The following is a 26258-nucleotide window of genomic DNA, read 5'->3' as shown; positions in this document are numbered from 1 at the left end:
CGAACCGAGGTCCACGGATTTGCAATCCGCTGCATAGCCACTCTGCCAACGCGCCTTTTTTACTAACCGCCTCAGGAAGTTGCCCTCCGCTGCGGTACGGGTGGGCATTCTACGCAATAGCGTGATCGAGTCAACAAGAAATTTCATAAAATCTTATTGTTAGGCTAATCTGCCACCAAACGCCATAAAAAGCATCATTTTGAGAGGTAAATAGCCAATTTATGGGTTAAGAAATTATGTTTCTGAACGTGAGGTTGATTCTCCCGCCATGAATTTTTGCCATTTTGGGGATCGTGTGCTGCCAAAAAGTTTGCGTTTTACCCCCCATGACAAGTATTGAACCAGATGTTAACGCAAATTCTTTTTTCTCTTTTGTTTTGACGTGTCGAAAAATGAAGCGTCTCGACTCCCCCAAACTCACAGAGGCTATGACAGGGTCTTCGCCCAACTCCCGCTCATTATCTTGATGCCAGCCCATGTAGTCTTGGCCATCACGGTAATAATTAACCAATACTGAATTGAATACAGTGCCTGAAAGCGCCTCACATCTGGATTTAATATCTAACAGGGTCTGTGGCATTTTTTGTGGAGTCAGCGTGAGACCTGAGTATGTGTAGTGTTTATCACCGTACCAAGCTTGTAAACGAGGCTGCAGCATTTCACGACCGAACAAAGTGATAGGAAGTTGGTACCACTGTAATCCCTCAACGAGATCAGTGAATATCCGTTCCGCTTCATAACTGCTAATAAAGTCGGGTTGCCAGATCAGCCAGCTGTCTTCACCAAGATCAACGTCGGTTTCTGGTCCAAAAAGTTCTTGCTGCCGCATCGAAGTGCGCCTCCTCTTTGCTACGTTCTTCTTTTATACGACGCTAAAGCAACAAAGCCCACCATGATGGTGAGCTTTGTTCAACTAAGATTTGTTTAATGTGTCAGGCTGACAATTTGTCTTCAAGTTGCGCCTTCCAAATAGCCAATGCGAGCGCAGGCTTTCTCAGTAACTCAGGCGTCGGAATCCAACCTTGCTTAATTTTAGAGAACACATCAAATCTTCCCGCTTGCCCTGCCATCGCCTCAGCGACAACACGGCCAGCAATATTTGTTAAACCCACGCCATGGCCTGTATAACCATGCGCGGTATAAATATCATTCCCGAGGTGGGTGATTTCTGGCATGTAACTGCGAGTGACGGCAAACATACCTCCCCAGTGATATTCCATTTTAATATCACCTAACTGCGGGAAGACCTTCAGCATGCGCTGACGTAAACGTTCTTGGCTGTCTTTGTATTCGCCATTAAACGGATGGTTCACACCGCCAAAGAGCAAGCGTCCATCTGCTGTCGGTCGATAATAGTCAATACAGTTGTTCAAATCAGACATCGCCATCCTGTTAGTGATTGGCAGTCTGTCACCCAATGGCTCAGTCACTGCTATATAAGAGGCAACTGGCAATACTTTTGATTGTGCTCGCCGATTAAGGCCATCGAGGTATGCGTTACAAGCCAACAATACTTGCTTAGCTTTTACTCGACCTGTCGGGGTAATGACTTCATTAACCATACCCTGATTGATCTTTGTTACCGGACTCTGTTCATAGATATCCGCACCAAGCGACCTAGCAGCTTTGGCTAACCCTAAGGTGTAGTTGAGCGTATGAAGGTGGCCGCTATTGCTGTCGAACAAACCACCCAAATAACGTTCAGTGTTTGCCACCTCGGCCACTTTGTCGCTCCCCCACCACTCTGCAACAGAGTAGTCGTAGGCAGTCTGCTTCAAGTCGTACCAGCTTTTGAGTTCCTTTTCCTGCGATGCGTTGAGCGCAAGCTCAATGTACCCAGGCTGGAAATCACAATCGATATTAAATTCAGCGATACGCTCTCGAACGATATCCACTGATTCAACAGACAAATCCCAAAGCTGCTTACCCCAGTCTCTGCCGTATGTGTCGTCAACGTCTTTCAAACCAAGACAATAACCCACAAGACACTGACCACCATTCTTCCAGAACCACCAAACGCAACAGTATTGGCTTCAAGCACAACGACACTCAGGCCTTTCTTTCTCAGCTCTATCGCTGTATTCAGGCCTGTCAGTCCTGCACCAATTACGCAAACATCGGCCTGAACATCCGCATCCAGCTTCGGCTGTCGAAACGACGAATTTGCAGTTGCATGATAATAACTGTTTGAAAGGTCGTGCTTTACAGACATAGGTTTTTTGCCACTTCAAGAAAACAAAATAACGACATATTGATATTTCGCGGCATATTCTCACTTACTTTGGTATCCAGCAAGTGAAAATTTGGTAAGCATGTTGCATTTTTTGTGCGAGAGTAATCAGAGTGTTGACTCTAAGTTGAAAAAAAATAAGATGCTCAACCAGTTCCATGTGGATGGAACCCATTAAAAGGATTGCGATAACGATGAATTTTTCTAAAGAGGTGAAAGCGGCAAGCATTGCACTGTCCGCATTGTGTTCTTTTTCCGTTTCTGCTGACACTCAGGTGCTGAATATCTATAACTGGGCAGAGTATATGCCTATGGAAGTCATTCAGGCATTTGAGGACGAGTATAAGGTTTCGGTGAACTATTCGACCTTCGAAAATAATGAGTCAATGTATACCAAACTCAAATTGCTCGATGGCAAAGGTTACGACCTTGCATTCGCATCGACATACTTCATTGAAAAAATGAGCAATGAAGGCATGTTGGCGAAAATTGATAAGACACAAATCCCTCATTTGAAAGATGTTATTCCAGGCTTACTCAATCAGCCATTCGACAAAAATAACAACTATTCCCTCCCTTATATCTGGGGAGTGACAGGTATCAGCTATAACAGTGAAATAGTTGATGGTTCGAACGTCGGCAAATGGGCAGATTTATGGAAGCCAGAATTCGCTGGTCAAATTATGCTGCTGGATGATGCACGCGATGTATTCGGTATGGCACTAAAAGCCAACGGACACAGTATCAACAGCAAAAATGAAGATGAGATCAAACAAGCTTATGAGCTGCTGACAAAGCTGCGTCCTGGCGTTGTCGTGTACAACTCAGACGCCCCTCATGTGCCATTTGTCACCGGTGAGGTTGGCATTGGCCAACAGTGGAATGGCAATGCTTATCTGGCACAGGAAGAAATAGACGGTATCGAATTTGTTTATCCCGAAGAAGGCAGCATCCTCTGGATGGACAACTATATCATCCCCAAACATGCTGAACACAAAGCGTTAGCGCATAAGTTTATCGACTTTATGTACCGCCCTGAAAATCAGGCAAAAATGGTGGAAGAGCTCGGCTACCCGGCACCAAGCATCCGTGCAAAGGCCCTGCTATCAAAAGAGTATACTGAAAACAAAACCATTTTCCCGGATGACGCCGATGTCGAGAAAGGCGAATTCACTGATGATGTGGGCGACGCCGTCCGTATTTATAATAAATACTGGCAACTGCTGAAAAGCTGATTCAGGTGACGATTACGCCGCGCGCTTTGCTATCAACAGTAACATAGGCCGCGGCGTTTATTTTCCCTTCAGGAACAACAGATTCAGTGCACTGATTGAAATAGCGATGCGCACGAGGATCTTAAACTGCCGCTGCGGCAGACGGTCAACAATCAGATAACCAATCCACATCCCTAGTAGAAGTGCAGGAATACCCACCAAGCTCATCTCTATCGTGTCGATATTGATCAAACCAATCGATGCCAATGCAATCAGCTTGAGTAAATTCGTTGTCATGAAGAACCAGCACCGTGTGGACACGAAAGCCTGTTTCTCCATTTTTTGCTCAAGTAAGAAAAGCCCCATTAACGGCCCTGCGGCATTGGCAACCATGCTGATAAAACCCACTACTGGCCCAGCAATCCACACGGCATATTTGTTCGTGAAGACGGGTAGCGGAAAATAATCTAACCAGAACGACAGCAGCAGGAGCAAAAGAATGGTGATACCTACAACCGTGATAAACAGCTGAGTATCAATGCCTTTAAGCATTATTGCCCCACCGAGCACACCGACCGCGCAAAGTGGCAATAATTTAATCAGCAAACCCCAGTTAATATTTTTTCGGTATGTCGAAATCGCGACCATATCTGTCAGGCAATACAATGGAACAATGACGGCCAGCGCCTCCGGCCCCGGAAAGACAAGCATCATCAGAGGGAGTATTACCATGCCCATCCCGCCAACAGAAAACTTAGAAATGCCTGTAATAAAGCAAGCGAGAAGAATGAAGATTGTCGACGGTTCCATAGCGACGCCTTAACTGCACAGAATCGCCTATCTTATTGCGTCTCTTCGCATTTAAATGCCTCAAGTTGCAGAATTACACACAATTATTTCTGTAAACATTTTTGTTTTAATCAATAAGCGTTACCCTCTGACCTTAAAACTGAATTTGTTTCTATCAGGAAGGGATGCATGATTGATTTTCGCTCAGATACTGTCACTCAACCTTGTGCAAAAATGCGCAAACTGATGGCCGAAGCACCGGTCGGCGATGATGTTTATCAAGACGATCCCAGCGTAAATGACCTTGAAGTGTGGACGGCACACCGACATGGCTTTGAAGATGCGTTGTTCACTGCATCAGGCACACAAGCGAACCTGCTGGCCATTCTCTCCCACTGTGAGCGGGGTGACGAATATCTTTGTGGGCAACAAGCACATAACTACAAATATGAAGCAGGTGGAGCCGCCGTGCTGGGTTCGGTTCAGCCGCAACCGATAGAAAACGAGAAAGACGGCACAATTTCATTAGATAAACTCGCCGCTGCCGTGAAACCGGACGATCTCCATTTTGCCCGCACACGACTGCTAAGCCTTGAAAATACGATCGGCGGTAAAGTGCTGCCAATGGAGTACCTTGCAAGCGCAAGGAAGTTTGTCGATGAACACAATTTGCTGCTCCACCTTGATGGTGCAAGGGTCTACAATGCCGCGGTCGAACTCAACGTCGATATTACCGAAATCAGTAAATACTTTGACTCAATGACGATTTGCCTATCAAAAGGGCTCGGTGCTCCTGTAGGTTCATTACTTATTGGCGATGCAGATTTCATTAAACGTGCCCGCCGTTTAAGAAAAATGGTCGGAGGCGGCATGCGACAAGCGGGAATTCTTGCGGTTGCGGGAAAAATGGCGCTGACAGAAAACGTCGAACGCTTGGCGCAAGACCACGACAACGCCCGCTATTTATCCGAAAAACTCGGCGCAATTCCCGGATTCAATACCTTTATTTACCCAGTGCAAACCAACATCGTTTACGCTGACGTCTCTCAATCCATCGACATCAAATCTATCGCCGCTGAGCTCCAAAAAGAGGACATCATTTTTTCTCCGAGCCATAAGTGCATGCGCTTAGTGACCCACAAGGATGTCAGCCGAGATGACATCAACGTGTTCCTTGAACGACTGGAATCACTGATAGATTGATGGCTAAAAAGTAAAAGTAAAAGGAAAAGAAAATGGCGGGTGCAAGCCTTCTGACGCTACTTGATGACATCGCGACCCTTCTTGATGATGTGGCAGCCATGAGCAAAGTGGCAGCAAAAAAAACTGCGGGGGTGTTGGGTGACGACCTAGCCCTGAATGCTCAACAGGTAACAGGTGTATCGGCAGACAGGGAGCTTCCCGTGGTCTGGGCGGTTGCCAAAGGATCCTTCGTCAACAAACTGATATTAGTGCCCTCGGCGCTGGCTATCAGTGTTTTTATCCCCGCATTAATCACTCCTCTGCTGATGCTCGGCGGGCTCTTTCTGTGCTTTGAGGGCGCAGAGAAGGTCGTACACCTCATTTTGCACGGCAAAGAGGAGAAAGAGGAAACCCAGAAAGACTTCAATCAGGCAACAGTGGATGCGGCAAGCTATGAAGCAACCAAAATAAAAGGCGCAATACGCACTGACTTTATTCTTTCTGCGGAAATCATTGTGATTGCACTGGGGGTTGTAGCCGCAAGCGCATTCACGACACAAGTTGTCACCCTGTTCACTATCGCTTTTTTGATGACTATCGGGGTTTACGGTTTGGTTGCACTGATCGTTAAACTTGATGACGCAGGGCTTTACCTCAGTCTATCAAAGCGTGAGGGAGTATTTGGTAACGTAACTAGACGTTTCGGTCGCGGACTCTTGAGCTTTGCGCCTTATCTGATGAAAGGCTTGTCGATTGTGGGAACGATCGCCATGTTCTTGGTCGGGGGCGCATACTGACACACGGTATGCATGTTATCTCTGACTTCATCACTGATACAGCAGAGAAAACGTCACTGTTACCGGCAATTGGAGACATTGTTTCGGCCTTGCTACCTTCCCTGTTGAATGGCGTTGTGGGTCTTGTTGCTGGCCTCGTGTTGGTCGCAATCGCTCAGCTTCTCAGCAAAGCAAAGGCGACGTTTTCACGCACCTGATCGCAATCACTATCAAATATTTGCTGGTAGCGTCCCTGCTGCCAGCCCTTTACCTATCAAACCCTCTCTCTTATTGGTCATTGTTTGTTCACTTAATTGTCAAATTGTTGCGCCACTGCACAGACCTGAACATCACTGTCTGGAAACCCTCTAAATCTCTGTCTCATGAGCGGTACACTGAAAAAACGTAAAATAGCGGAAGGAGAGCGCTATGCCACAGAAGCCTTTAACCAGTGACAAGCTCTATCGCATTGCAGAACTAAAAAAACTAAATGCCTCTTCAACCAAGCATCTTGAACCGTTGGATGAAATAGTCGGTCAGGATCGTGCAAGACATGCTGTCGAATTCGCCATGTCTATCAAAGAAAAAGGTTACAACATCTACGCTATCGGCCAGAACGGGCTGGGTAAACGCACTATGGTCATGCGCTACCTCAAGCACCACTGGCAACCGACCGATGATGCTTATGACTGGTGCTACGTCGCCAACTTTGATGACTCGCGTTCACCCAAAGTTCTCAAGCTGCCTGCAGGTCAGGGAAAAAAACTCAAAAAAGACATCGAAAAGTTGATGAACAAGCTCGGGAAATCGCTCCCCTTGGCCTTCGACAACGAGATGTACTACTCGCGCGCAGACCTACTTAAAAATCAATTGGCTGAACGTCAAGAGCTGGCGCTACAAACGTTGTCGGCGGATGCAAAAGAACATTCAGTCAGTCTATCGATTACCAGTCAGGGTGACTATCAGTTCATCGCCTTAAACGGTGAAGAACCGCACAGCGAAGAGACGTTCGACGCGCTCCCTCTTAGCGAACAAGAAGCGTTTGACGAAGCGATTGATAAGCTGCAGATAAAACTGCGTGGTTTAATCAGACAAATGTCAGTCTGGGAAGAAGACTATGCCGAACAGCAACAGAGTCTGGATGAGGAAATCGCTACAGAAGTTGTCTCTCACCAGCTTGCCAAGCTGAAAAAAACCTATGAAAAACTTCCTGAAGTGAAGCGTTATCTCGCTGGTATGGAAGAAGACATTATCGAGAATATGGATATTTTCCTTGAGGAAGATGAAGACCAGGCGGCTTTGGCATATGCCGCTCTCGATAAGAAAATGCCACGTCGCTATCAGGTCAATATTCTCGTTGAACAGGAAGAGGGTGAACACCCGGTTGTTATCGAAGACAGCCCGTCTTACCACAATATTTTTGGTTACGTTGAGAATGCCACGTTCAAAGGGACAGTCTTCACCGACTTCTCACTCATCCGAACCGGTAGCCTTCACAAGGCAAATGGCGGCGTACTTCTGATTGATGCCATCAAAGTGCTCGAACGACCTTATGTTTGGGATGGACTTAAGCGAGCACTCAGCTCGAAACAAATCACACTTAGCTCGCTTGAGCGGGAAGTCAGTCTGAGCGGTACAATATCTCTCGACCCCCAGCCTATCCCACTTGATGTCAAAATCATTTTGTTTGGTGACTACCAAACATATCGGACGCTGCAAAATTACGACCCGGAATTCGCCGAGCTATTCCGTGTTACTGCCGATTTTGAAGATGATATGGAAAGGGATGATAACTCTGAGCAAAAATATGCCCAGTTCATCGCTAGCATTTGTCATCATAAAAACATGCGCCATTGTGATAAAAGCGCCATCGCACGAATCATCGAGCACAGTTCAAGACGTGCCGAGGATCAGAAGAAGTTATCACTTCACTCAGGCGATATTGCGAATTTGCTGCGGGAGTCGAATTATCATGCCGCGCAAAGTAAAGCCAATATGATACGCGCCATGCACGTTGAGAAAGCCCTCGCTAACCGTGATATGCGTGTCAGTCGCCTGCGTGACCATTTTATGGAAGGCTTTCATAACGGTACTACGCTGATTGACACCAAAGGCAAAGCGGTTGGACAAGTAAATGCACTGTCTGTACTTGCCACTAACGACTTCTGCTTCGGTAGCCCAAATCGTATTACTGCCACAACGGCATATGGCGAAGGGCAAGTGTTGGATATTGAGCGCAGTGCCAGCTTGGGCGGCAACATACACTCCAAAGGGGTGATGATACTGACGGCCTTCCTTACCTCACTGCTGGGTAAGAAAGCCAAAATACCTCTGACCATGCACCTCACTTTCGAGCAATCGTACAACGGCGTTGATGGTGACAGCGCATCAATGGCAGAGCTTTGTGCCGTGATGTCTGCCATATCAGGGATACCTGTACGGCAAGATTTATCAATCACAGGCTCAATGAATCAGTTTGGTGAAGCGCAACCCATAGGTGGCGTCAATGAGAAAATTGAAGGCTTCTTTGATGTTTGCACCATCAAAGGTCCCAAGCAATCTCAGGGCGTGATCATTCCGAAGTCGAATGTACATAACCTGATGCTGAGAAAAGATGTTGTTCACGCCGTCGAGAAAGGCCAATTCCAGATTTATGCGATTGACCATGTTCACGAGGCAATGGAGCTACTTTTAGGCTTACCCGCCGGCAAACTTGATGCCAAAGGCAAATACAAAGCAAATACGGTGCTTGGCAAGGCTGTCACACAACTGGACGAGCTCAGAAGCAATACAAAATCGAAAAAAGACTAACGACTTTTCTTCCCCTCAAGCAGCTGGGTGTCGCCCAGCTGCTCCTTCAACAAGAAAGCATGCATTTCCATACACTTACATCGAATTTGTAGACATTAAGCAATATCGATCGCATGGATTCGAAACATAAACGCGTTAACCTATTTTAATTGCTTGTTTTAACGCGGAAATATAATGATTAGGGTACTTTTGGCTGATGCGCATTCGTTACTTCAAGACGGGTTAATTAATCACCTTGAAAAGTTTGGTACGTTTTCGGTTGTCGGCAGCGCAACCACCGTTAAACAAGCCATACAGAAAGCCTCTCTCCTCAGGCCTGATATTATTATCACAGACCTCGTACTGCCTGATAACACAGCCATTGATATTATTCATGCGGCAAATAACCTCAAACCGAAAACCAAAGTTGTTGTTTTCACTGCCTGTGCTGACCAAGACATCACTGATGCAGTCATAGAAGCTGGGGCTGCCGGTTACCTACTTAAAGGTGATCCAATCACTGATTTGGTTAATGCACTGGCTATCATTGCGTCAGGGGACAGAATCATCACCCCAGAGACAAACTTCGATGAAACCTTATCTGCATCTGACAATAGTGAAGGTAGCGGCTGGAACCTAACAAAGCGCGAAATGGAAATCCTTGCCTTGATCTCAGAAGGTGCCAGCAATAAATCGATTGCAGAAACGTTACAAATAAGCGTACGTACAGTTGAAACACACCGGCTTCGTATGAAGAAGCGATCTGGCTTTCGTTCAATTATTGAACTCATCCAACACGCACATAAGAATAAATTAATATAAATTACGAATAGATATTCAAAAGATATTTCGCCAAATTAATTTTCAAAGTAAATTTACATAGCTTAAAAAGAAATTTATAAATAATTTTCTGAGTTAATTAAGAATAGGCTTACACCCCCATCAGCGCTGACTATGGTTTATTTTCTCGTACAAAGAAAATCACCCAGATGATAATTAATCTCATTGTAATAAGTGGTAGGAGGACCATTTCGCAAAAATGAGATCTCGCAATCAATATGCAAATTTATCGGGACATATGTAACAAAAATAGACAGAAATGCGTTAAATTGATGTTAAACCGATGAAGTTTTGATGACGGGAGGAGCCTATGAAGACACCAAGATTCACTGTTCCCTATTTTTCTGATTTCGTAATCGGCAAAGTTTCGTACGGACGCCTAATCCGAAAAATGCCTGATTTTATATCTATGGCCAAGTGGAATATTCGATTTGGCGTGTCATCATTGTTTTTATTTTTTACTTTGATGGTATCGGCAACCATTATATTTCATGGTTTGTCTCACGAGTCTTTTTACCAAACATTGTTATGTATAGAACTGATTAGCTATGTAATAGCTCTGCCGTTAATTACGCACATTGCATCAAAACAGCAATGGCTGAAAGACTGGATAAATAATGCTCGCAGAAAACACATCAATAACAAGCTAACAAAGTTAACCTTGCGTGATCGTGTGGTTGCTGCAAACAGAGTGTGGAAAATGCTTCAACACCCTAAGTGGAAAGAATGCATTAGTTACGCCTACGCCTCGGACCCGAAAACAGCGCAGAGCTGCTACCAGAATATCCGTAAGGTATTAATAAATATGACATCCGATAAGCCCACTATTTACTGTGACGCTTCATGGCGCTTATTGAGCGACAAGCGCGGTAGTATCCGCTACCAATTAGATGTGTTGGTGACGCTGGCTAACCGCCACTACCAAACACTTCAGAACAGAAAACCACGCGGCAACCCTGCTGGGACAGTAATCGAAGGTGAATTCCAGCGCAAAAGCGGCTAAAGGAGTAGCGTATGAAAAATGCACTTGTAACCGGCGGTACCAGCGGGATTGGTCTGGAAACGATAATTCAATTGAGTGGGCTTGGCTATCGGGTATTAACTTGCTCACGCACTGAAGAGAACTGGAACAAAGTACTGGCAGAACACCCAGATTTATCAGCGGTAGACTACCTTTGCGTTGACCTCAAAGATGTAAAACGCGTAGATAGCATGTTCGCTTACATCAGAGAGAATTATGGGCACCTCGATATCGCTGTAAACAATGCATCACCAAAACTTGCCTCAAAAGGAAACTATGAAGATGTCGGTATTGATGCACTGTATGGCACGTTAATTGGCGATTTTTGGACCCACGCCCTCTGCCTGAAATACGAACTTGGATTGATGTCAGAAGACAGCGCTATTGTAAATGTCAGCTCCGTAAATGGTTTCCGACCGACTCCGACGGCAGCAATGTACGCAGCAGCAAAGCACGGCTTAGAGGGACTCACACGCTCTGTCGCCATCGAAGCAATCAAGAAAAAAATACGTGTCAATGCCATCGCCCCAGGCGTGACTTGGACACCCCGCTGGGAAGAAGGAACTGAAAAATCGAATAAAATGCTCAGGGAGGCAGTAGCCATGAAAGTGCCTGCTGGTCGATTTGCAGAAGCCTCTGAAATTGCATCGGCAATATCTTGGCTGTGTTCTGAGCAAGCAAAATATGTCATCGGCCACACTCTCGTCATCGACGGCGGCCTAAGCCTTGCCTAACGCTATCCGGGGAGTCCTCCCTGGATCTTATCCTCGGATTTGGATCCCATCATCTTGCACTTTTCGTCATACCTGACGGGAACTTTCTACCCGCTCAAAGCACTCACACACATTAGCCCGCAATTCGCTGGTTAATTGTATTTGAAAATACGTAGTGGAGCATTCCATGTCTTTTGTTGCAAGCAAACCCCCTGTCGGTGCCTCGGCATTGTCTACACCGGGTGCAATGGCTGAAACACATGAACATCCGGAAGGCGCACGTGGTGCTGGTTACTTAGGTGATGTTGGCAAACGCCAAGCTGTATTTCATCGCGCGCCTGATGACGATCGATTCAGAAAAGTTGTCTGGAACCCAGTAACAAGGAAATATGTCGTAGTCGTAATGCCTGAAGACTATATTGAGGACGAGGGCGACAATACCAACCCAGCCTTAAATGCAGTAGCTGGTGATGGTTCTCATGACGACGATGATGATGACGAGATGTTGCTGAAAGAGGAATTCTACGATGAGGAAGACGAAGAATTCGATAATCTGAGCAGCAGATGATACGTCAATATAAAACCGGAGAGCATTAAGCTCTCCGGTTGCTTTTCCTTGTCAGAGTGCTGAGCTTTGCTCGCCAGCAAGTCGGTAGCCTGCTTCCACAAGCCGTTGCTTCACATACTCTGTTCCTCTTTCCATGTACACGTCGCTCGGCGTACTGCCTTTTTCCACACTGTAGGCAAAATCAGCAAGTTGGTAACTCTCCCTCAACCAAAGAGACACATCACTTTGCTCGAACGAATCTGATTTCGGGAACTCAGCCTGAAGCTCTGTCGCCACTACATCAATGTTTAATGGTTGATCAAGAAAGCCTAGGCCACTGTCCCACAGATGGTGAAGGTCTTTCTGAGGGACATCAAGCCGATGTTTATTGGCGCCAAAATCAGACAGACAAAGCAAGCTACTGGTGCTCTTTGTGACAGCATGCATTGGCTGATGTGAATCACCAGCAAGATGACTCAGAAACATCATACTGGCAGCCTGGGGGTTGTTTTTGAACGACGCATACAGCGCATCATTCACCAATTTGATATTGGGCTGAACAGTGAAGCCACAAGTAGACGATGCGGGATAAGCCTGATTGATGTAGTGCCATGCCCCTGTCGTTTTGTCGTCCCAATGCTTCAATCGGTCAGGAATACGCTCTCCCATGGTTAGCCAAACATCACTTGCTGGCATCTTCCGGATCAAATCAGGCACCATAGCCAAACGAGCAAACTGACTTGCCCCTTCTAGTTGATTCATTTTCTCCAGAATATGTTCAGGGAGAGATTGATACGCTTTCTTTGTAAACGCATCAACTTTTTGTCGAACATCCTTGTCCAAGTTTTGGTAAGCAATCTGCGCAACCGTTACGTGCCCTTGATAGTTCCAAGCAATAGAACAAGGCGAAAAGGTAGACAAGGCAAGTGCGGAAAGCACAAAAAGAGGACTTTTCATGGTGAGTACCAGTGGTGGTTAAAACTGGAAAGGCATCAGGCAACGCCTTGAAGCGTGATGTCAATCACAAATTGGTATTGGTGTTCTACATGGCTAATTTGTCCACGATCCTCCCTTCCAATGACTGGGCTATTTATCAATCATCTATTGGGTCGACCGAGATATAAAGCCAGTGTGCGAACTTTAGGTAATAGCAGAAAGCTTATCAGGAAGGCGATAGGCCAACCAATTGCGAAACTGTGCATCCAGCGAAAAAGCAGTTGGTAGTCTATACCGGTGTTAATCGCGGTCAGTATTCCCGACATAAAAAATGCCATACACAGCGACGAAAGAAGGGTTATCAAAAATGCTTGTTGTCTCGTCATGTTCTTACCCTATTAATGATGTGATCTATCCTGTAGATTAATATTTCCATTAATTGGAAACAATACGGATATTTTCAATTATGAATTCCATATTTGGAAACATTGATGATCTCTACTTGTTCTGCTCAATCGTAGAACTCGGTTCACTCCAGCGAGGCGCTAAACACCTTCGGCTACCCGTTTCAACGGTCTCAAGGCGATTATCACAGTTAGAGGCACGACTCGGCGTCAAATTGTTGGAGAAACAGAGCAGAGAGCTGGTTGCAACCAGTCACGGTGAAGAACTTTATCAACGCATTTCGTCAGAAATGCGTCAAACAGAAAACCAGATCGAAAGCTTTTTACAAAAGGCAGGACAAGTCTCTGGTCACCTAAGGCTACTGTTGCCATATAGCATGTACCGAAATCAGATTTCGTCACATGTCGAGGCATTCCTCAAGCAATATCCAGAAGTCACTATTGATATCGAGCTGACACTCGGCGACGTCGTGCCAGAAACCGATAGAGATCTTGTCATTGCATTCAACACAACAAAGCGCACAGACATAATTGCACGCCCACTCTTCGAATCTCACTTTAAGATTTACGCCAGCTTTGATTACCTAGCAAGACATGATCTACCGCAGACGATTTCTGATCTTGAGCAGCATCGTTGGCTAACGCTCACTACGTCTCCAGTACTCACACTTTATAAAGACGGTGAGGCCAAACTCGTCAGGCCGAAAACGAAAATGCGGGTCAATGATGTCGAAATGCTGATCAGTGCCGTTGTGTCAGGTGTTGGAATCGCCGCCATTCCTGTCTTTCATGCCAACGCAGTATCCGACCAACTGACGTGTCTTATGCCGGAATATACTCATCCCTCATCACAGGCATACTTGCTGTACAGGCAGCGGAAACATCAGCCAGCCCCACTTTCGTTGCTAATAGAAACCATTATGAATATTGATTTCCAGCAACACTAGAGTCTTTACCTCAGAGCAATCATGCCTGCATTGTATTAGCCCTCAGACAAAACTCGCGCCTATTCATGCATAAACTGGGGTTTTAGGGAAAGAGTGAGAAGCTATGGATAGACAAAGTGGACTAAAAATCATCAAGGTAGCGGAATACGGTGTGGTGATAATTATCGCACTGGCGACGTTACTGGCAATTGGGCAAGAAATCGCAGTGATAGTAACAGCGGGTGGTGTTGCCATCGCTGATTTACTGTTGTTGTTCATTTATCTTGAAGTGCTTGCCATGGTGTCAAACTTCGTTGAGTCAGGAAAAGTGCCGGTTAGAATGCCGCTCTATATCTCCATAGTTGCACTCGCCCGCTACCTTATCCTCGATATGAAGAATATGGACGACCTTCGTATTACAGCTGTTGCTGCAGCGGCATTGATACTGGCTGTGACTGTTTTTGTTATTCGTATCGGCCAGATAAAATTCCCTTACCCAACCAGAAATCAAAGAGAAACCGAAAAACAAAAGCCTTAATCCCCATCATCGCAATATGAACCCAAGACCTTTTCATTTTGTGTTCATCTTTTTTGGCATAAATAACGATTGCGCTTTGGTTGAGGCCCTATCATGAGAAGTAGGGCCTCCCCATTAACATTGTACACAATTACTTTTCGATACCTTGAACTAAGCCGGCGATCACATGTAGGCGTTTAATTTGTTAACACGATTTAATTAAATGTTAATAGAAAATACAAAATCGCATATTAAGATGATCGAGATCGCTTTTATATTTTAAGAAAAAATTTAATCAACTAATAACTTCTAGGTTTTATCTTTATTTATCTGTGAGTATTTATATATATAGTCATAATTAATGAATATTCCCCACCAGAATAAACTGATGGGGTTAATTTATTTATTATTGTGTCATTAAGTATTTGAGAATAAGAGTTACTTCGCGAATACGCCTTAAAAAACTTTCCTTAGATGCACGTTCATGAATCGTATGGTCTCCATCACCAAACGGGCCAAAGCCATCAATTGTTGGCACTCCCACACCTGCTGTAACATTTGCGTCACTCACCCCGCCCCGACATTCAGTCAGAAGTGGCGACCCTATTAATTGACTAAATTTTTTAACATATTGAGACTGTTTAAGGTTTGGCTCCATCACATCACGTTGAACTCCGCCAGACAGCGTAACTTCCACACCACTAGATTGAACTTCATCACACAAGAGCTCCATACTCTGAAGAACACGTTCCTTCTCTCTTTGGTTAGTAAAACGTGCCTCTACATGTATAGTGGCGTGAGGAGAAATCGTATTCGCACCAATACCACCTGAGACTTTCCCCGGGTTTACCGTTGTTCCTTGTTGAAGGTCTGTTAATGCTTTACAGCCCAGTAGTATTTCTGCCATCACGGCGTTGGCATCAATACCGTCTTCATAATGGTTGCCCGCATGGGCCGCTTCCCCTTTAATATCAATATTAAAGGTGGCTATTCCTTTACGGCCAATAACCACTTCATGGTTTTTTCCTGCCGCTTCAAACACAAGGCAACAATCGTAGTTAGCTGCTAATCTTGCGGTAAGCTCCCGGCTGTCATCACTGCCCGTCTCTTCATCGCTTACAAGCAACATATCAATGTTGTAGATAGACGAGAATTGGCGATGTAAAGCCCTTAAAGCCGTCAGCGCGACGAAATTCCCGCCTTTCATATCACATACACCTGGCCCATATATCCACTCTTCGTCCTGAGAAAAATCAGTAAAGGTGTCAGGTGGAAACACGGTATCCAAGTGTCCAAGAAGAAGTACTTTTTTGCCGTCTCGTTTAGGTGAGCTAAAAAGCAAATGGTCGCCGATTTTCTCTCGACTGAATCTCTCGACAGCAAAACCAATTTCAGAAAATTTCTCGATCATTTGTAGACCATGCTGGTCTACACCGGTTTTATTACGGGTGTAAGAATTACAAAGAATAAGCTCAGCCAATTCATGAAAATTTAATTCCACCTTCATATCTGACACGATTAATACCTTTTTTATTGTATGTTTTTAATGCAAGCGATTTGTAAAATTAGCGTCGCTTAGTGAATGATTTTATTAATTAAAAATCAACCTCATTTTTTAACGACGAGGTCACATAATTTATTTTTAAGATCCTTTAGCCTACTCGCAAATTTGTGAGAGCCTATTTTTTTAAGGAGTAAACATATGTCTTTGAGCACTGTGGGGATGTGGTTATATAGAAATGGAGGTGGGGAACAAATTCAGAGAAAAATTGTACACAAACTTCAAGATCGTGGAATAAAGTGCATCACAGGCTTAGACCTTAAGCATGCTCAGGTAAAAAATGGTGCGATCAATTGTAATGGCGTATCAATGGATGAGCTAGATGCGTTTCTCAGCTATAACGCGGGAGAGCAAACACCTTATCAGCGTTATTTGTATCAAATGGTTAGTCACGTCACCCCTACCATCAATAACTTTGATTCATTCGCCATTGCTGAAGACAAATTTCAAACCTCACATCTACTTAATCTTCATGGTGTAACAACCCCTGATTATCGTCTGGTAGGCAGAGATGATTATGAGGGCTTAAAGCAAGCGATGACGGATTTTGGCGGGAAAATGATCTACAAACCTGTCGATGGCTGGGGCGGATCAGGCATCGTCAAAATCGAAGGTGAAAACGCGCTAAAGACGGTTCTGCCATTTATTGAACAAACCGAGCTTCGCTATTTTTATCTTGAAAAATTTGTCACTTATGACAACACGGATTATCGCATTGATATTGTCGACGGTAAGTTTGTCGGCTGTTATGGACGCAAAGCACCAAAGGGCGAATGGAAGACCAATATCACCAGTGGCGGTTCAGTGTTTGTGAGAGAACCAGACCAAGAAGTGATCGAGTTGGCCATCAAATCGGCCAAAATACTGGGACTCGAGATCGCAGGTGTCGACATCATTTACGACCAGGAACGAGAAGAGTACGTCGTTCTGGAAGTGAACACTATCCCTGCATTCGCGACGCCTGAACAAGAGCAGCTGGGTATCAATTTCAATCAACACAAAATCGACGCACTGGTCAACCTACTGGAACGAACAGTGCACTACAAAGCACGCGAACAAACGATCAAGGTTGCGTAAAAAACAATGAAAAATAATAAAAAACTCCCGAAACTTGGCTTGCTATATCTGGACTACGTCCTTCGTTTTTTTGATAAATCAAACTTCAAAGGATGGCCGGAAAAAATTGAAACCGTCACCTATCACTGGGGCAATGACAAAGACAGATTCATTGCAGAAGTGAAGCGCAAGAATATCGATATTCTGATTGGTAACATTCCAGCAACAGCGTATGAAACCTTCCGTGAAATAGCCCGTAAGCTACCAAATGTGCGCTTCTTGCCGTCTCTGGACAGCCAGTTCTCTAACAAATCGAAAGAGAACGTGACGCACTTCTGTCATAAGTATGATTTGCCAGTACCAAAGACTGAGATCTTTTATATCCCAGAGCAGGCAGAAACGTTCTTTTTGAACACCGATTACCCAAAGATCATCAAGCGTTCATATGGCCCATCAAACTACGGGGGCTACTTTGTTCATAAGGTCGACAGCTACAAAGAAGCCAAAGAACTGCTTTGGGAACGAAAGTATTATCCGGTTTATGTGCAAGATTTTGTGCCAATGGAAGCCGATATACGCGTTATGCTGGTTGGTCATAAGCCCGTCTGTGCTTTCTGGCGTCGTCCGCCAAAAGGTGAGTGGCTGACAAACACCAGCAGGGTGGAAGTATGGATTATCAAGATGTGCCTGAAGACGTGCTTGACCTTGCTGTTCGCGCATCAAAAGCAGCCAACGCCGAGTACTGGGCCTGTGATATCGCATTAGGTAAAGATGGAAAGCTCCGTATTCTTGAATGTGCTACTGCGTTTGCAGCCTTCCCTTATATTCGAGACTGGATTGGCCAATACCTGATGTGGCTTCTGTCAGACGGCAAGTTCAGGAAGCCGCATATCCCAATGTTCAACTGGGAAGAACTCGGCAAGATTGACTCTGGCCTGCTGAGAACCATGCGCCACATTACTTTCGCTAAATATACCCCAAGCCAAGACAGTAATGAGCTGTTCAATCAACTTGATGAAATGGGTTTCCCCATTGTCGACACACAATACTGCCCAGAAGAAGAGTGGCCCAGCGAGATATGGAACCGTCAGGACAATTTCAAGCTGCCCGCAAAAGTAATAGAAGCCAAGAAAATTCAGACAATGCCTGGTGCAGATGAACAGTCTCAGAATGTATTTGGTAGTTATGAGCCAGCAGGGTTTGATGATGAGCAATTACGTCAATTTCTGACTGACATTAAAGGTATTGGCGAGAAGATGGTGAAAGACATCATTGATCACTTTTCAGCTCAGGGCTTTGTCGAGGCCATCAATACTGACCCTCAAACCCTTTGTGTCGTGAAAAACCTCAAACAGAAAAAACTCGCGCTGATCCTTGAGAGCTGGTCTCAGAAATACCTGACCGCATAAGAAAGCGCCTTGAATCCACTTAAACACCGGAATTCTATTCCGGTGTTTTTTTAGGGAGGTAACATGAAAGTCCAATATGCTTCTTATCAGGAAACCATCGATTTTCTGAAAAAAACGATGCGAGAACACCCCCATCTTTTCCGCCTTCAGAGCATCGGCGAAACGTGGGAAAGTCGACCAATCATGCTGATGACAATATCGAATGAAGTCGCATACGCTGATGATAAACCTGCCATGTTGTATACTGGCTCAATCCATGCACGAGAATGGATTGGAAATGAACTCGCCATCAAATTCATTCAATATGTCGTTGATAACTATCGTTTCAATCCCAAGCTACGCGAAGCGTTGAGTCGCAACACCGTTTACATGGTGCCCTGCCTAAATCCAGATGGCTTCGAATTCTCACGAAACCACTTCTCTTTCTGGCGAAAAAACCGACGTAATAATGGCGACGGCACATTTGGTGTTGACCTAAACCGCAACTTTGATGCCAAGTTCATGCGAAATCAGAACACAGCGTCGAATACCTATGGCGGTCCCCACGCCTTTTCTGAGCCTGAGACCTGCGCCATACGTGACTTCGTAGACGGTCATCCAAATATTCGTATTGCATTGGACTATCACAGTCAGGGAAATGTCTTTTTCCCCGCCCATAAGTTTAATCATGAAGCCGAAATCGACGGCACTGACCTCAATGCACTTTGCGCGAACATGAATCATGAGATTCAGAAAGTCACGGGCAGACAATACGGCATTCACCGTGGAAAACCGCCCGCCAACCTTATTCATGGTAGTGGTAGGGAGTACTACTACCATAAGGGCATACTGGCAACCGTTGTCGAGGTGGGTACCAGAAATATTCCTGACTACCTAAAGAATATGACGGAGAGTATTGATGAGAATATTCCCGCTCTTATTCACGCTCTGAGCGAGGCGATCAACTATTCGCCCGCCGCGCCAAGTAGAGTACAGAACTTCACAATCGCTGAAATAGAACATGACAGTGTCACGTTAGAGTGGCAATACCCGGAAGGCGACGATATATATTTCGAAATTTATCGAAGTGATTCCAACAAGAACATGTGCAGTGAAGAAAATATGGTCACTGTTACTAAGTCGCTTTCCTTCCGCGATACACAGCTAAAAAGCGGCCAGTTCTATTTCTACAATATCCGTGCAGTCGATAAAGTCACCCGAATTAAATCACCTTTCAGCCCTGAGTTACGGCTAAAAACCAAACTGGCTGACAATGAGTGTGCACTTACTGTTTTCCCTTCTAAAGAATACGTTGGCTACGTTGGTCAAAATGGAGGGACGAAAAATAAAGAGCACTTTGGCTACAACTCGATGTTCAGCGGTGTCGACAGCAAACGTGGTATCAGTTATGGCGTGATTGGTTTTGATATCAGCAGTATTGAAGACGGCTCAAATATACTGAGTGCCTGCTTCTCTCTCTACCCGATGAATCGGGTCAACGCGAAAATTGAAAAGTATGGCGAATGGTCTGTTTCATTGCTTGATCCTGAGTCCATCACCGATATTCAGGATTATCAACAAATTGCTGACGCGAAGCCACTCCACACTCTCGGTGTCACCATTGAATCTGACAGAATGACACAAGGATCTGGCTTAAGTGGAACTTCAATGGCGTCGAACGGGAGCTCCTCGAAACATTGGTCGCGGGTGGAAAAGTGCTGTTACGTATACAAGGCCCGAATCAGTTGCCGCTCGGTAATAACTCGCAAGTTATGCAGTTCGATATAGGGTACGGGCCCTTCGGTAGCGGCTTACATTACCGTCCAAACCTTGATTTGGTCTATCAACTGCCACAAACACGACTCGCCTTAGCTCCTTCATCGGTCAATACCATTTGCGCGGAAGAAGTCACTGAATCAAAGCTGGCGTCTGGCTTCGATGCCAATGGCAGAATCGTTTACGGACAGATGGAATTCTCGCCAGAGACATTACCTGAGCCATCAAAAACAGTTTTCACCAAGGCGTATTTGAAACTATGTAATAAGAATGCGCTCGCAACGGGCAAAGACCTTCGATTTACCGTTGAACTGGTCGAACTTAAAGACGTTGACTATCAAAGTGTCCGAAAGCGAACCAAAATCGAATATATTGGCTACGAAGTCAGCAACAGTCAGCTCAAAGATCAAAGCACACATTACTTTATTTTTGATAGCTACAGCCTGAGCGAACTGGGAAGATTACATGCAGAGAAGCGTCCGTTTTACTTCTTGATTCGTGCGACCGCTGAATCTCAAGCACAGAACGCATTGATTCAGTGGCGTATAGACAGTACTGACTCCCCCTCATCAGAGTTGGTTATTCATTACATCAATCGAAGAAATCACCCTGTTTCACCTGCTACTGATTTAAGTTATTCGCTTGAAAACAACCAAATAAAGCTGACGTGGAGCAACCCCGAAGAGGAGGATTTCGTTGGATGCTTTGTCGTAAGGAATCGGTTCCATCCCCCTCGCTCGCCCCATGATGGCGTTAAACTGTATGGCGGGAAAGACGAATACACACTGGATAACTTCAGTAACAACGATCTAGCTAAATACTACGCGGTATTTACCTATGATCACGTCCCGAATTACTCAGAGCCCGTGTATTTACACTACCCTGGTAACGAAACGGACAAAGAGAGTTAGTGAGTCATCTTGACTACATAGAAAATCATAAAGCCTACATGCCAGACATTGTCATGTAGGCTTTCTCTAACAAGTAATTCCAACCTTGCATAGCAGGTTTTACACCTTTTCGCTTCAGTCCCTTTGATTTCTCACCGATGAAAAACCAACCCGAAAAAAGATCAGTTTTCCGTTTTATTTCGACCACTAATCGTGTATAAAAACACCGTTCATTATTTAAGTAATCGATAAATGAGAGCCAACAATGCAAGATAATCCGACACTGAGTAGTAAAAGGAAGGAGATAGAAACTATTCAGTACAGGCTAAGGAATGCAATTAAAGAAGGAAAATATTCAGCCGCTGCAACAATGATCGTCGTGCTCGACAATGCACAGCGAGAGTTCGAGACCCTGTTTCAGGATGTGGTTGTAAAGACAGGCATGATTAATCTTGTTTAATCAGTCTAAAAGCAAAGAAATACGAGACAACACAGGAAATGTTACCCCTCTTTCTTCTACGCAATGATCAAATGGACTGATTTTCCATTGCGTAGTACCCCATTGTTTGCTCATACCCAACGCTCAAATCTCATCGATATGCCTAAAACAGTGTGGAAGAAATCTCCTTAATCACAGGGAAAACAGACAACACCAAAAGTATGGCCATGGAGTAATTGAACCACCTTCTATAACGTGTCTTTTTCAATACGCTTTTAATCATTGAGCCGAAGAGTAGCCAAATACCCACGCTTGGAAATGAAACCAAAAGGAATGTCAGGCTAATGGTGAGATTCTGAGCATAATACCCTGCCCCCACAGTGGTAAAGGCAGCAATGGCTCCCGTTGCCACTACCCAAGCTTTGGCGTTGACCCATTGAAACAACGCGCCTTTCATAAAAGTCATTGGCACAGCTTGTCGTTCTGAATCACCAACATCACCAGAGCGGGCAATTAACCAAGCGAGATAAAGTAAGTAAGCCGTTCCGATACAGTTTATCCAGAGGTGTAAATCAGGATACATCTCAAATAGCTGACCAAACCCCAGTCCCACGACCAAAAGCATGACAGCAAAGCCAACACAAATGCCTGTTAACAGCGGAAGGCTTCTTTTGACGCCAAAATTGAGCCCTGACGTCATCACCATCAAATTATTGGGTCCTGGCGTCGCCGATGATGACACCGCGAATAAAACGACCGCCACAAGGTATTCCATTTATGCCTCCAGGATTTACAGTGCTTTTCCTCAGGCTTTAATTGGGTTACCAGTCGAAATATCAACCAATGCCTGTAAACTTTTTTAGTCAAAAATGTAAACTTTGTGTCTGAAATCTACAAATAAAGAGCAAAGAACGTGAAAATATATCACCGGGTACCCAGCAATTTAGACGGCAGCGAGCTCGTCCCGCTGAACGAACTAAAACAGCAATCCCCCGCTCTTTACAAACACCATGTACAAAAGTATGCGACTCGCCCTGCTGCATTAAACAGAAAAGTTTTACCTCTTAATTGCTTTTGGAATGACGTCCTACACTTCACACCAATCCATCCTGAAAAATTTATGCGAGCGCTAAACGACATAGGTTATCAAGTACACAACTTAGGAAAATGGTTTGAGTTTGAAGTAACAACACAGGCATTCGAACTCAGTAAAATGGCACTCTTTTGGTCACCCAACCAAGTGTTTGGTGACTGGAGCGAGAAGGCCGAACACTACCACTCAATTGATTTAGAAAGTGGTCAACAGTTCAAAAACATTCCCGACCAAACAATAAACTATTACAAAGACATGTTCGCCTTGGGCAAAACACCCCTCAACTTCTTTCGAACACCGCATATTCTTTATCGTGGAAGAGTATCTGTTGATAAAGCAAACATGATTTTTAAGAACGCAAACCAAGAGAATACAAATCTTGGTCGACTTTAGGTTGCTTTTACATACAGGAGTCAAAATTGAATATCATTTTAGATAAAGATTTAGAGAGCGTACCTTTTGAAGTTGCAATCAATGCAGTATCTGAATTTTTTAAATCAGCGAAAAATGGTGATGTTATTTCTCCACCAAGCATACCGTGAGTGCTGGTGAAGGAAGCTTAACCTTTACCATCGGCGCCGAATTAGCGACCTCTCAATCCATTGGCTTCAGGGTTTACGATACATACCCAAATCGCAATGGAACAGACACAGATCAAACTGTTGCTGTCTATTCATCCGTTGAAAGCAAACTGAAAGGGTTGATTGTCGGCTCAAGACTTGGTGTCATTCGAACGGCTGCAATTAATGGCTATGCGATGAGTATGATGTCTAGCGAACAAGCTGAAACAATTTGCCTTATCGGTGCTGGCCACCACGCTTATTATCAGCTTAAAGCGGCTTTAACGGTAAGAAATCCCAAAAAAGTGATTCTATTTAATCGCACTCAAGAAAAGGCGAATACACTTCGTGATCGGATAATTCGAGAGTATAAAAATAAATTTGACTGTGTCGTGATTGATGAGGTCGAAGAGGGAGTAAAAACCGCAGATATTATCATTTGTGCGACCAGCTCTCCGAAGCCAATTCTAGATGCGTCTTGGATAAAAGATGGCGCCTATCTCTCCAGCATTGGGCCGAAGTTTGCCGATCGCCATGAGTTACCTAAGAATATCCGTCAAAGGGCATCTGTCATAGTCACCGATGCCTTAGACCAATTGCAGAGTTATAGTAAACCCCACTTCTTAGGGGATACTAGTGATGTTGTTTCACTCGAGACGTTTGATGCTCCGAACAATCCGACTGGCTACCACGTATTTCTATCTTCTGGCCGAAGTGGTACGGAGGTTGTGGTGGGTGACCGAATCATCGATTACCTCAACCACCAGCAATAGAAACACTGCTAGCGGCACTACAAATGTCTATTGAACCAGCTCCGATCGCAAAAGTGCCACCTTACTTTCTGAGAGGCTGAGAAGAGCTGTATATTCAGGTTGTTTGTACATACAAGGCTGGATTTTCACTTATGAGAGGCAAACATTACCGCCTTGTTTAATTTATGGCTCTTTCAAGTTAGCTTGTCACTGGTGCTGGAAGAATTAGCAGAAAAATATTTGAAGAGTTAAATAGTTAGCATTATCCGGATTGCAGAAGAGTACATTCAACATATTGGAAGCACTTTAATAGAAGGGATAAAAGCAAAACCCATCATCGATATCGCAATTGTTACTCACACTTCAAATGACAAATATCATATAGCAATCACATTATTTATTTCTGATTACAAACTAGTCGATAATATCTTCAATAACGATCACATTAATTAACATACGAAGAAATATTAATTTTTACGTATATCAGCTTATTCTCATTCAACCCCTGACTTCTGAAAAAATCGCTTATTAAACATTTATCAAATCGTTAAAGGCACTTAATAAGTATTACTACGTACTAATGCCTTACGTAGATTTCACATTAACTTTTTACCAATACATGCGAAATAGTACTGTTTTTTGTTACTGATTTGTTACGCATCCTAGATTGGAACTTCGGACATCATAAGGAAGTGCAACATGCAACGTCAGAAAATAAAAATCGACAAAAAAAAGCTAGGTAAACTTGGATGTGTTTGTTTTTCGTTACTGTTCAGTTTTTCTTCGCTCGCCGCAGAGAAAACATACCGCCTAACGTTGGCAGAAACTTGGGGCCCAACTTCCCCATCTTTGGTGACGCCAGCAAAAATATGGCTTCGATGGCTGAAAGAATGTCTAACGGCCGATTAAAAATCCGTATCGATTCATCGAATAAACATAAAGCCCCATTTGGTGTGTTTGATATGGTGAAGTCTGGGCAGTACGACATGGGACACTCTGCTTCGTATTATTGGAAAGGCAAAGTGCCCAATACTTTATTCTTCACGACTATGCCGTTTGGTATGGTGGCTGCAGAACAATATGGTTGGTTCTATCATGGTGATGGAATGGCACTGATGGAGGAGGTTTATGCACCACATAATCTTCTGTCATTCCCGGGAGGAAATACTGGCGTCCAAATGGGCGGCTGGTTTCAAAAAGAAATCAACTCAGTCGCTGATCTGGAAGGCCTCAAAATGCGCATACCCGGTTTCGCAGGCGAAGTGCTCGCTAAACTCGGCGCAAGCCCCACAAACATTGCCCCGGGCGAGCTTTACACTGCTTTGGAAAGACGCACCATAGACGCTCTGGAATGGGTTGGTCCGGGTTTAGATTTACGCATGGGGTTCCACAAAATTGCGCCCTTTTACTACACGGGTTGGCATGAACCTGCGACAGAACTTCAATTTTTAATCAATAAAAGAACATGGAATCGACTACCCGAAGATTTACAGGAGATTCTTCGCATAGCAATGCGAACGGCATCCTACGATATGTTTGTTCAGAATGCGCATGCCAGTGCTGAAGCTTGGGACAAAATGACATCTGAGTACCCCGAGATTAAAGTCAAACAGTTTCCTTCTGATGTATTGGCAGCTCTGAAAAGCGCTAATGATGAACTGCTGGAAAACTATGCAAAAAATGATGCCCAAGCGAAGAAAATACTCGATTCCCAAAGCGAATATTTAACGAAGATCCGTCGTTGGACGTCTATATCTGAACAAGCCTATCTTCAGGCCCAATAATTATTTCCCCTACAATTTTTTGACCGGACATATCAGCCGGGTATCGTCCGGTACTTTTTTTGTTCATGGAGTGG

At 44.5% G+C, this 26258-nt stretch carries 25 protein-coding genes and 3 pseudogenes; 21 read left to right on the top strand and 7 right to left on the bottom strand.

All coding sequences use genetic code 11. From position 1 onward, the window contains the following. Positions 1 to 226: 226 nt before the first annotated feature. Positions 227 to 829 carry an alpha-ketoglutarate-dependent dioxygenase AlkB family protein gene (locus CS022_RS21620; protein ID WP_129123999.1) on the bottom strand — a complete coding sequence of 201 codons (603 nt, stop codon included), beginning with the start codon at positions 827 to 829 and terminating at the stop codon, positions 227 to 229. A gap of 103 nt (positions 830 to 932) precedes the next feature. Beyond that, a pseudogene (locus CS022_RS21615) lies at positions 933 to 2212 on the bottom strand (NAD(P)/FAD-dependent oxidoreductase). 212 nt (positions 2213 to 2424) lie between these two features. Here CS022_RS21615 and CS022_RS21610 point away from each other — a divergent pair. Next, positions 2425 to 3465 (top strand): ABC transporter substrate-binding protein, encoded by a 1041-nt coding sequence (locus CS022_RS21610; RefSeq protein WP_129123998.1) that lies wholly within the window; start codon positions 2425 to 2427, stop codon positions 3463 to 3465. Positions 3466 to 3522: 57 nt separating this feature from the next. Here the strand turns inward: CS022_RS21610 and CS022_RS21605 are convergent, their stop codons facing one another. Next, complete coding sequence (locus CS022_RS21605; protein WP_129123997.1) at positions 3523 to 4254, bottom strand: sulfite exporter TauE/SafE family protein; 732 nt, start codon at positions 4252 to 4254, stop codon at positions 3523 to 3525. A gap of 168 nt (positions 4255 to 4422) precedes the next feature. Between CS022_RS21605 and ltaE the strand changes: the two genes are divergently transcribed. The 7 genes and pseudogenes from ltaE to CS022_RS21570 all read left to right on the top strand — a co-directional run bounded on the left by ltaE (position 4423) and on the right by CS022_RS21570 (position 12123). Continuing rightward, positions 4423 to 5436, top strand: a complete 1014-nt coding sequence (gene ltaE / locus CS022_RS21600) for a low-specificity L-threonine aldolase (RefSeq protein ID WP_129123996.1) — start codon at positions 4423 to 4425, stop codon at positions 5434 to 5436. Positions 5437 to 5468: 32 nt separating this feature from the next. After that, positions 5469 to 6409, top strand: a pseudogene (locus tag CS022_RS21595) (DUF808 domain-containing protein). A gap of 211 nt (positions 6410 to 6620) precedes the next feature. Next, positions 6621 to 9002, top strand: coding sequence for a Lon protease family protein (locus CS022_RS21590; RefSeq protein WP_129123995.1), 2382 nt, complete (start codon positions 6621 to 6623; stop codon positions 9000 to 9002). Positions 9003 to 9176: 174 nt separating this feature from the next. After that, the gene (locus tag CS022_RS21585; RefSeq protein ID WP_129123994.1) at positions 9177 to 9803 is read left to right on the top strand and encodes a response regulator; all 627 of its coding nucleotides are present in this window, start codon (positions 9177 to 9179) and stop codon (positions 9801 to 9803) included. Between the two features lie 328 nt (positions 9804 to 10131). Next, positions 10132 to 10824, top strand: a complete 693-nt coding sequence (locus CS022_RS21580) for a hypothetical protein (protein ID WP_129123993.1) — start codon at positions 10132 to 10134, stop codon at positions 10822 to 10824. Between the two features lie 11 nt (positions 10825 to 10835). Further along, positions 10836 to 11576: an SDR family NAD(P)-dependent oxidoreductase gene (locus CS022_RS21575; protein ID WP_129123992.1), complete on the top strand. Its 741-nt coding sequence runs from the start codon at positions 10836 to 10838 to the stop codon at positions 11574 to 11576. Between the two features lie 166 nt (positions 11577 to 11742). Continuing rightward, positions 11743 to 12123, top strand: coding sequence for a hypothetical protein (locus CS022_RS21570; protein ID WP_129123991.1), 381 nt, complete (start codon positions 11743 to 11745; stop codon positions 12121 to 12123). 51 nt (positions 12124 to 12174) lie between these two features. On the opposite strand, the gene CS022_RS21565 is transcribed toward CS022_RS21570, so the two are convergent. Together CS022_RS21565 and CS022_RS21560 are read right to left on the bottom strand one after the other, a co-directional pair. Next, positions 12175 to 13059, bottom strand: coding sequence for a S1/P1 nuclease (locus CS022_RS21565; protein ID WP_129123990.1), 885 nt, complete (start codon positions 13057 to 13059; stop codon positions 12175 to 12177). A gap of 140 nt (positions 13060 to 13199) precedes the next feature. Further along, the gene (locus tag CS022_RS21560; protein ID WP_129123989.1) at positions 13200 to 13424 is read right to left on the bottom strand and encodes a DUF2798 domain-containing protein; all 225 of its coding nucleotides are present in this window, start codon (positions 13422 to 13424) and stop codon (positions 13200 to 13202) included. 80 nt (positions 13425 to 13504) lie between these two features. Here CS022_RS21560 and CS022_RS21555 point away from each other — a divergent pair, with 80 nt between their 5' ends. Beyond that, entirely contained in the window at positions 13505 to 14389 is an 885-nt protein-coding gene (locus tag CS022_RS21555) for a LysR family transcriptional regulator (RefSeq protein WP_129123988.1), read from the top strand. 103 nt (positions 14390 to 14492) lie between these two features. Beyond that, a complete protein-coding gene (locus CS022_RS21550; RefSeq protein ID WP_129123987.1) occupies positions 14493 to 14906 on the top strand; it encodes a phosphate-starvation-inducible protein PsiE in 414 nt (137 codons plus the stop codon). A 385-nt stretch (positions 14907 to 15291) separates the two neighbouring features. On the opposite strand, the gene CS022_RS21545 is transcribed toward CS022_RS21550, so the two are convergent. Beyond that, the gene (locus tag CS022_RS21545) at positions 15292 to 16392 is read right to left on the bottom strand and encodes a M20 family metallopeptidase (protein ID WP_129124001.1); all 1101 of its coding nucleotides are present in this window, start codon (positions 16390 to 16392) and stop codon (positions 15292 to 15294) included. Between the two features lie 195 nt (positions 16393 to 16587). Here CS022_RS21545 and CS022_RS21540 point away from each other — a divergent pair, with 195 nt between their 5' ends. From CS022_RS21540 to CS022_RS21525, 6 genes are all read left to right on the top strand, one after another. Further along, positions 16588 to 17523 carry an ATP-grasp domain-containing protein gene (locus CS022_RS21540; RefSeq protein ID WP_129123986.1) on the top strand — a complete coding sequence of 312 codons (936 nt, stop codon included), beginning with the start codon at positions 16588 to 16590 and terminating at the stop codon, positions 17521 to 17523. Positions 17524 to 17529: 6 nt separating this feature from the next. Beyond that, positions 17530 to 18267, top strand: a complete 738-nt coding sequence (locus tag CS022_RS26850) for an ATP-grasp domain-containing protein (RefSeq protein WP_235869843.1) — start codon at positions 17530 to 17532, stop codon at positions 18265 to 18267. Next, on the top strand, positions 18171 to 18911 hold the full coding sequence (locus CS022_RS26845) for a helix-hairpin-helix domain-containing protein (protein WP_235869842.1): 741 nt from the start codon (positions 18171 to 18173) through the stop codon (positions 18909 to 18911). Before CS022_RS26850 ends, CS022_RS26845 begins: the two co-directional genes overlap by 97 nt. A 63-nt stretch (positions 18912 to 18974) precedes the next feature. Beyond that, positions 18975 to 20678 carry a M14 family zinc carboxypeptidase gene (locus CS022_RS21530; RefSeq protein WP_201746340.1) on the top strand — a complete coding sequence of 568 codons (1704 nt, stop codon included), beginning with the start codon at positions 18975 to 18977 and terminating at the stop codon, positions 20676 to 20678. Beyond that, on the top strand, positions 20663 to 21577 hold the full coding sequence (locus tag CS022_RS25545) for a hypothetical protein (protein WP_201746339.1): 915 nt from the start codon (positions 20663 to 20665) through the stop codon (positions 21575 to 21577). Before CS022_RS21530 ends, CS022_RS25545 begins: the two co-directional genes overlap by 16 nt. Positions 21578 to 21821: 244 nt before the next feature. Continuing rightward, positions 21822 to 22016, top strand: a complete 195-nt coding sequence (locus tag CS022_RS21525; protein WP_129123985.1) for a hypothetical protein — start codon at positions 21822 to 21824, stop codon at positions 22014 to 22016. A 142-nt stretch (positions 22017 to 22158) separates the two neighbouring features. Here the strand turns inward: CS022_RS21525 and CS022_RS21520 are convergent, their stop codons facing one another. Beyond that, positions 22159 to 22770 (bottom strand): LysE family translocator, encoded by a 612-nt coding sequence (locus CS022_RS21520; RefSeq protein WP_129123984.1) that lies wholly within the window; start codon positions 22768 to 22770, stop codon positions 22159 to 22161. A gap of 138 nt (positions 22771 to 22908) precedes the next feature. Here CS022_RS21520 and CS022_RS21515 point away from each other — a divergent pair, with 138 nt between their 5' ends. From CS022_RS21515 to CS022_RS21500, 5 genes and pseudogenes are all read left to right on the top strand, one after another. Further along, on the top strand, positions 22909 to 23481 hold the full coding sequence (locus tag CS022_RS21515) for a hypothetical protein (RefSeq protein ID WP_129123983.1): 573 nt from the start codon (positions 22909 to 22911) through the stop codon (positions 23479 to 23481). Positions 23482 to 23507: 26 nt separating this feature from the next. After that, positions 23508 to 23630: a hypothetical protein gene (locus tag CS022_RS27520; RefSeq protein ID WP_268967927.1), complete on the top strand. Its 123-nt coding sequence runs from the start codon at positions 23508 to 23510 to the stop codon at positions 23628 to 23630. Then, positions 23627 to 24421 carry an ornithine cyclodeaminase family protein gene (locus CS022_RS21510; RefSeq protein WP_129123982.1) on the top strand — a complete coding sequence of 265 codons (795 nt, stop codon included), beginning with the start codon at positions 23627 to 23629 and terminating at the stop codon, positions 24419 to 24421. The genes CS022_RS27520 and CS022_RS21510 overlap by 4 nt, the downstream gene beginning before the upstream one ends. Before the next feature lie 231 nt (positions 24422 to 24652). Continuing rightward, a complete protein-coding gene (locus CS022_RS28320; protein WP_129124000.1) occupies positions 24653 to 24853 on the top strand; it encodes a GrpB family protein in 201 nt (66 codons plus the stop codon). Between the two features lie 246 nt (positions 24854 to 25099). Further along, positions 25100 to 26184 (top strand): annotated as a pseudogene (locus tag CS022_RS21500) (TRAP transporter substrate-binding protein). Positions 26185 to 26258 lie beyond the last annotated feature (74 nt).

Origin of the sequence: Veronia nyctiphanis, assembly GCF_004116385.1 — a bacterium.
Lineage (GTDB): Bacteria > Pseudomonadota > Gammaproteobacteria > Enterobacterales > Vibrionaceae > Veronia > Veronia nyctiphanis.
Note: the sequence above shows the minus strand (reverse complement) of the source record. Positions and strands in the feature narration are given on the sequence as shown.

Bases quoted from the DNA above. Each gene is read 5' to 3' on its own strand.
- CS022_RS21620 (WP_129123999.1), bottom strand. From the start codon at position 829: ATGCGGCAGCAAGAACTTTTTGGACCAGAAACCGACGTTGATCTTGGT.
- CS022_RS21610 (WP_129123998.1), top strand. From the start codon at position 2,425: ATGAATTTTTCTAAAGAGGTGAAAGCGGCAAGCATTGCACTGTCCGCA.
- CS022_RS21605 (WP_129123997.1), bottom strand. From the start codon at position 4,254: ATGGAACCGTCGACAATCTTCATTCTTCTCGCTTGCTTTATTACAGGC.
- ltaE (WP_129123996.1), top strand. From the start codon at position 4,423: ATGATTGATTTTCGCTCAGATACTGTCACTCAACCTTGTGCAAAAATG.
- CS022_RS21590 (WP_129123995.1), top strand. From the start codon at position 6,621: ATGCCACAGAAGCCTTTAACCAGTGACAAGCTCTATCGCATTGCAGAA.
- CS022_RS21585 (WP_129123994.1), top strand. From the start codon at position 9,177: ATGATTAGGGTACTTTTGGCTGATGCGCATTCGTTACTTCAAGACGGG.
- CS022_RS21580 (WP_129123993.1), top strand. From the start codon at position 10,132: ATGAAGACACCAAGATTCACTGTTCCCTATTTTTCTGATTTCGTAATC.
- CS022_RS21575 (WP_129123992.1), top strand. From the start codon at position 10,836: ATGAAAAATGCACTTGTAACCGGCGGTACCAGCGGGATTGGTCTGGAA.
- CS022_RS21570 (WP_129123991.1), top strand. From the start codon at position 11,743: ATGTCTTTTGTTGCAAGCAAACCCCCTGTCGGTGCCTCGGCATTGTCT.
- CS022_RS21565 (WP_129123990.1), bottom strand. From the start codon at position 13,059: ATGAAAAGTCCTCTTTTTGTGCTTTCCGCACTTGCCTTGTCTACCTTT.
- CS022_RS21560 (WP_129123989.1), bottom strand. From the start codon at position 13,424: ATGACGAGACAACAAGCATTTTTGATAACCCTTCTTTCGTCGCTGTGT.
- CS022_RS21555 (WP_129123988.1), top strand. From the start codon at position 13,505: ATGAATTCCATATTTGGAAACATTGATGATCTCTACTTGTTCTGCTCA.
- CS022_RS21550 (WP_129123987.1), top strand. From the start codon at position 14,493: ATGGATAGACAAAGTGGACTAAAAATCATCAAGGTAGCGGAATACGGT.
- CS022_RS21545 (WP_129124001.1), bottom strand. From the start codon at position 16,392: ATGAAGGTGGAATTAAATTTTCATGAATTGGCTGAGCTTATTCTTTGT.
- CS022_RS21540 (WP_129123986.1), top strand. From the start codon at position 16,588: ATGTCTTTGAGCACTGTGGGGATGTGGTTATATAGAAATGGAGGTGGG.
- CS022_RS26850 (WP_235869843.1), top strand. From the start codon at position 17,530: ATGAAAAATAATAAAAAACTCCCGAAACTTGGCTTGCTATATCTGGAC.
- CS022_RS26845 (WP_235869842.1), top strand. From the start codon at position 18,171: ATGGATTATCAAGATGTGCCTGAAGACGTGCTTGACCTTGCTGTTCGC.
- CS022_RS21530 (WP_201746340.1), top strand. From the start codon at position 18,975: ATGAAAGTCCAATATGCTTCTTATCAGGAAACCATCGATTTTCTGAAA.
- CS022_RS25545 (WP_201746339.1), top strand. From the start codon at position 20,663: ATGCAGTTCGATATAGGGTACGGGCCCTTCGGTAGCGGCTTACATTAC.
- CS022_RS21525 (WP_129123985.1), top strand. From the start codon at position 21,822: ATGCAAGATAATCCGACACTGAGTAGTAAAAGGAAGGAGATAGAAACT.
- CS022_RS21520 (WP_129123984.1), bottom strand. From the start codon at position 22,770: ATGGAATACCTTGTGGCGGTCGTTTTATTCGCGGTGTCATCATCGGCG.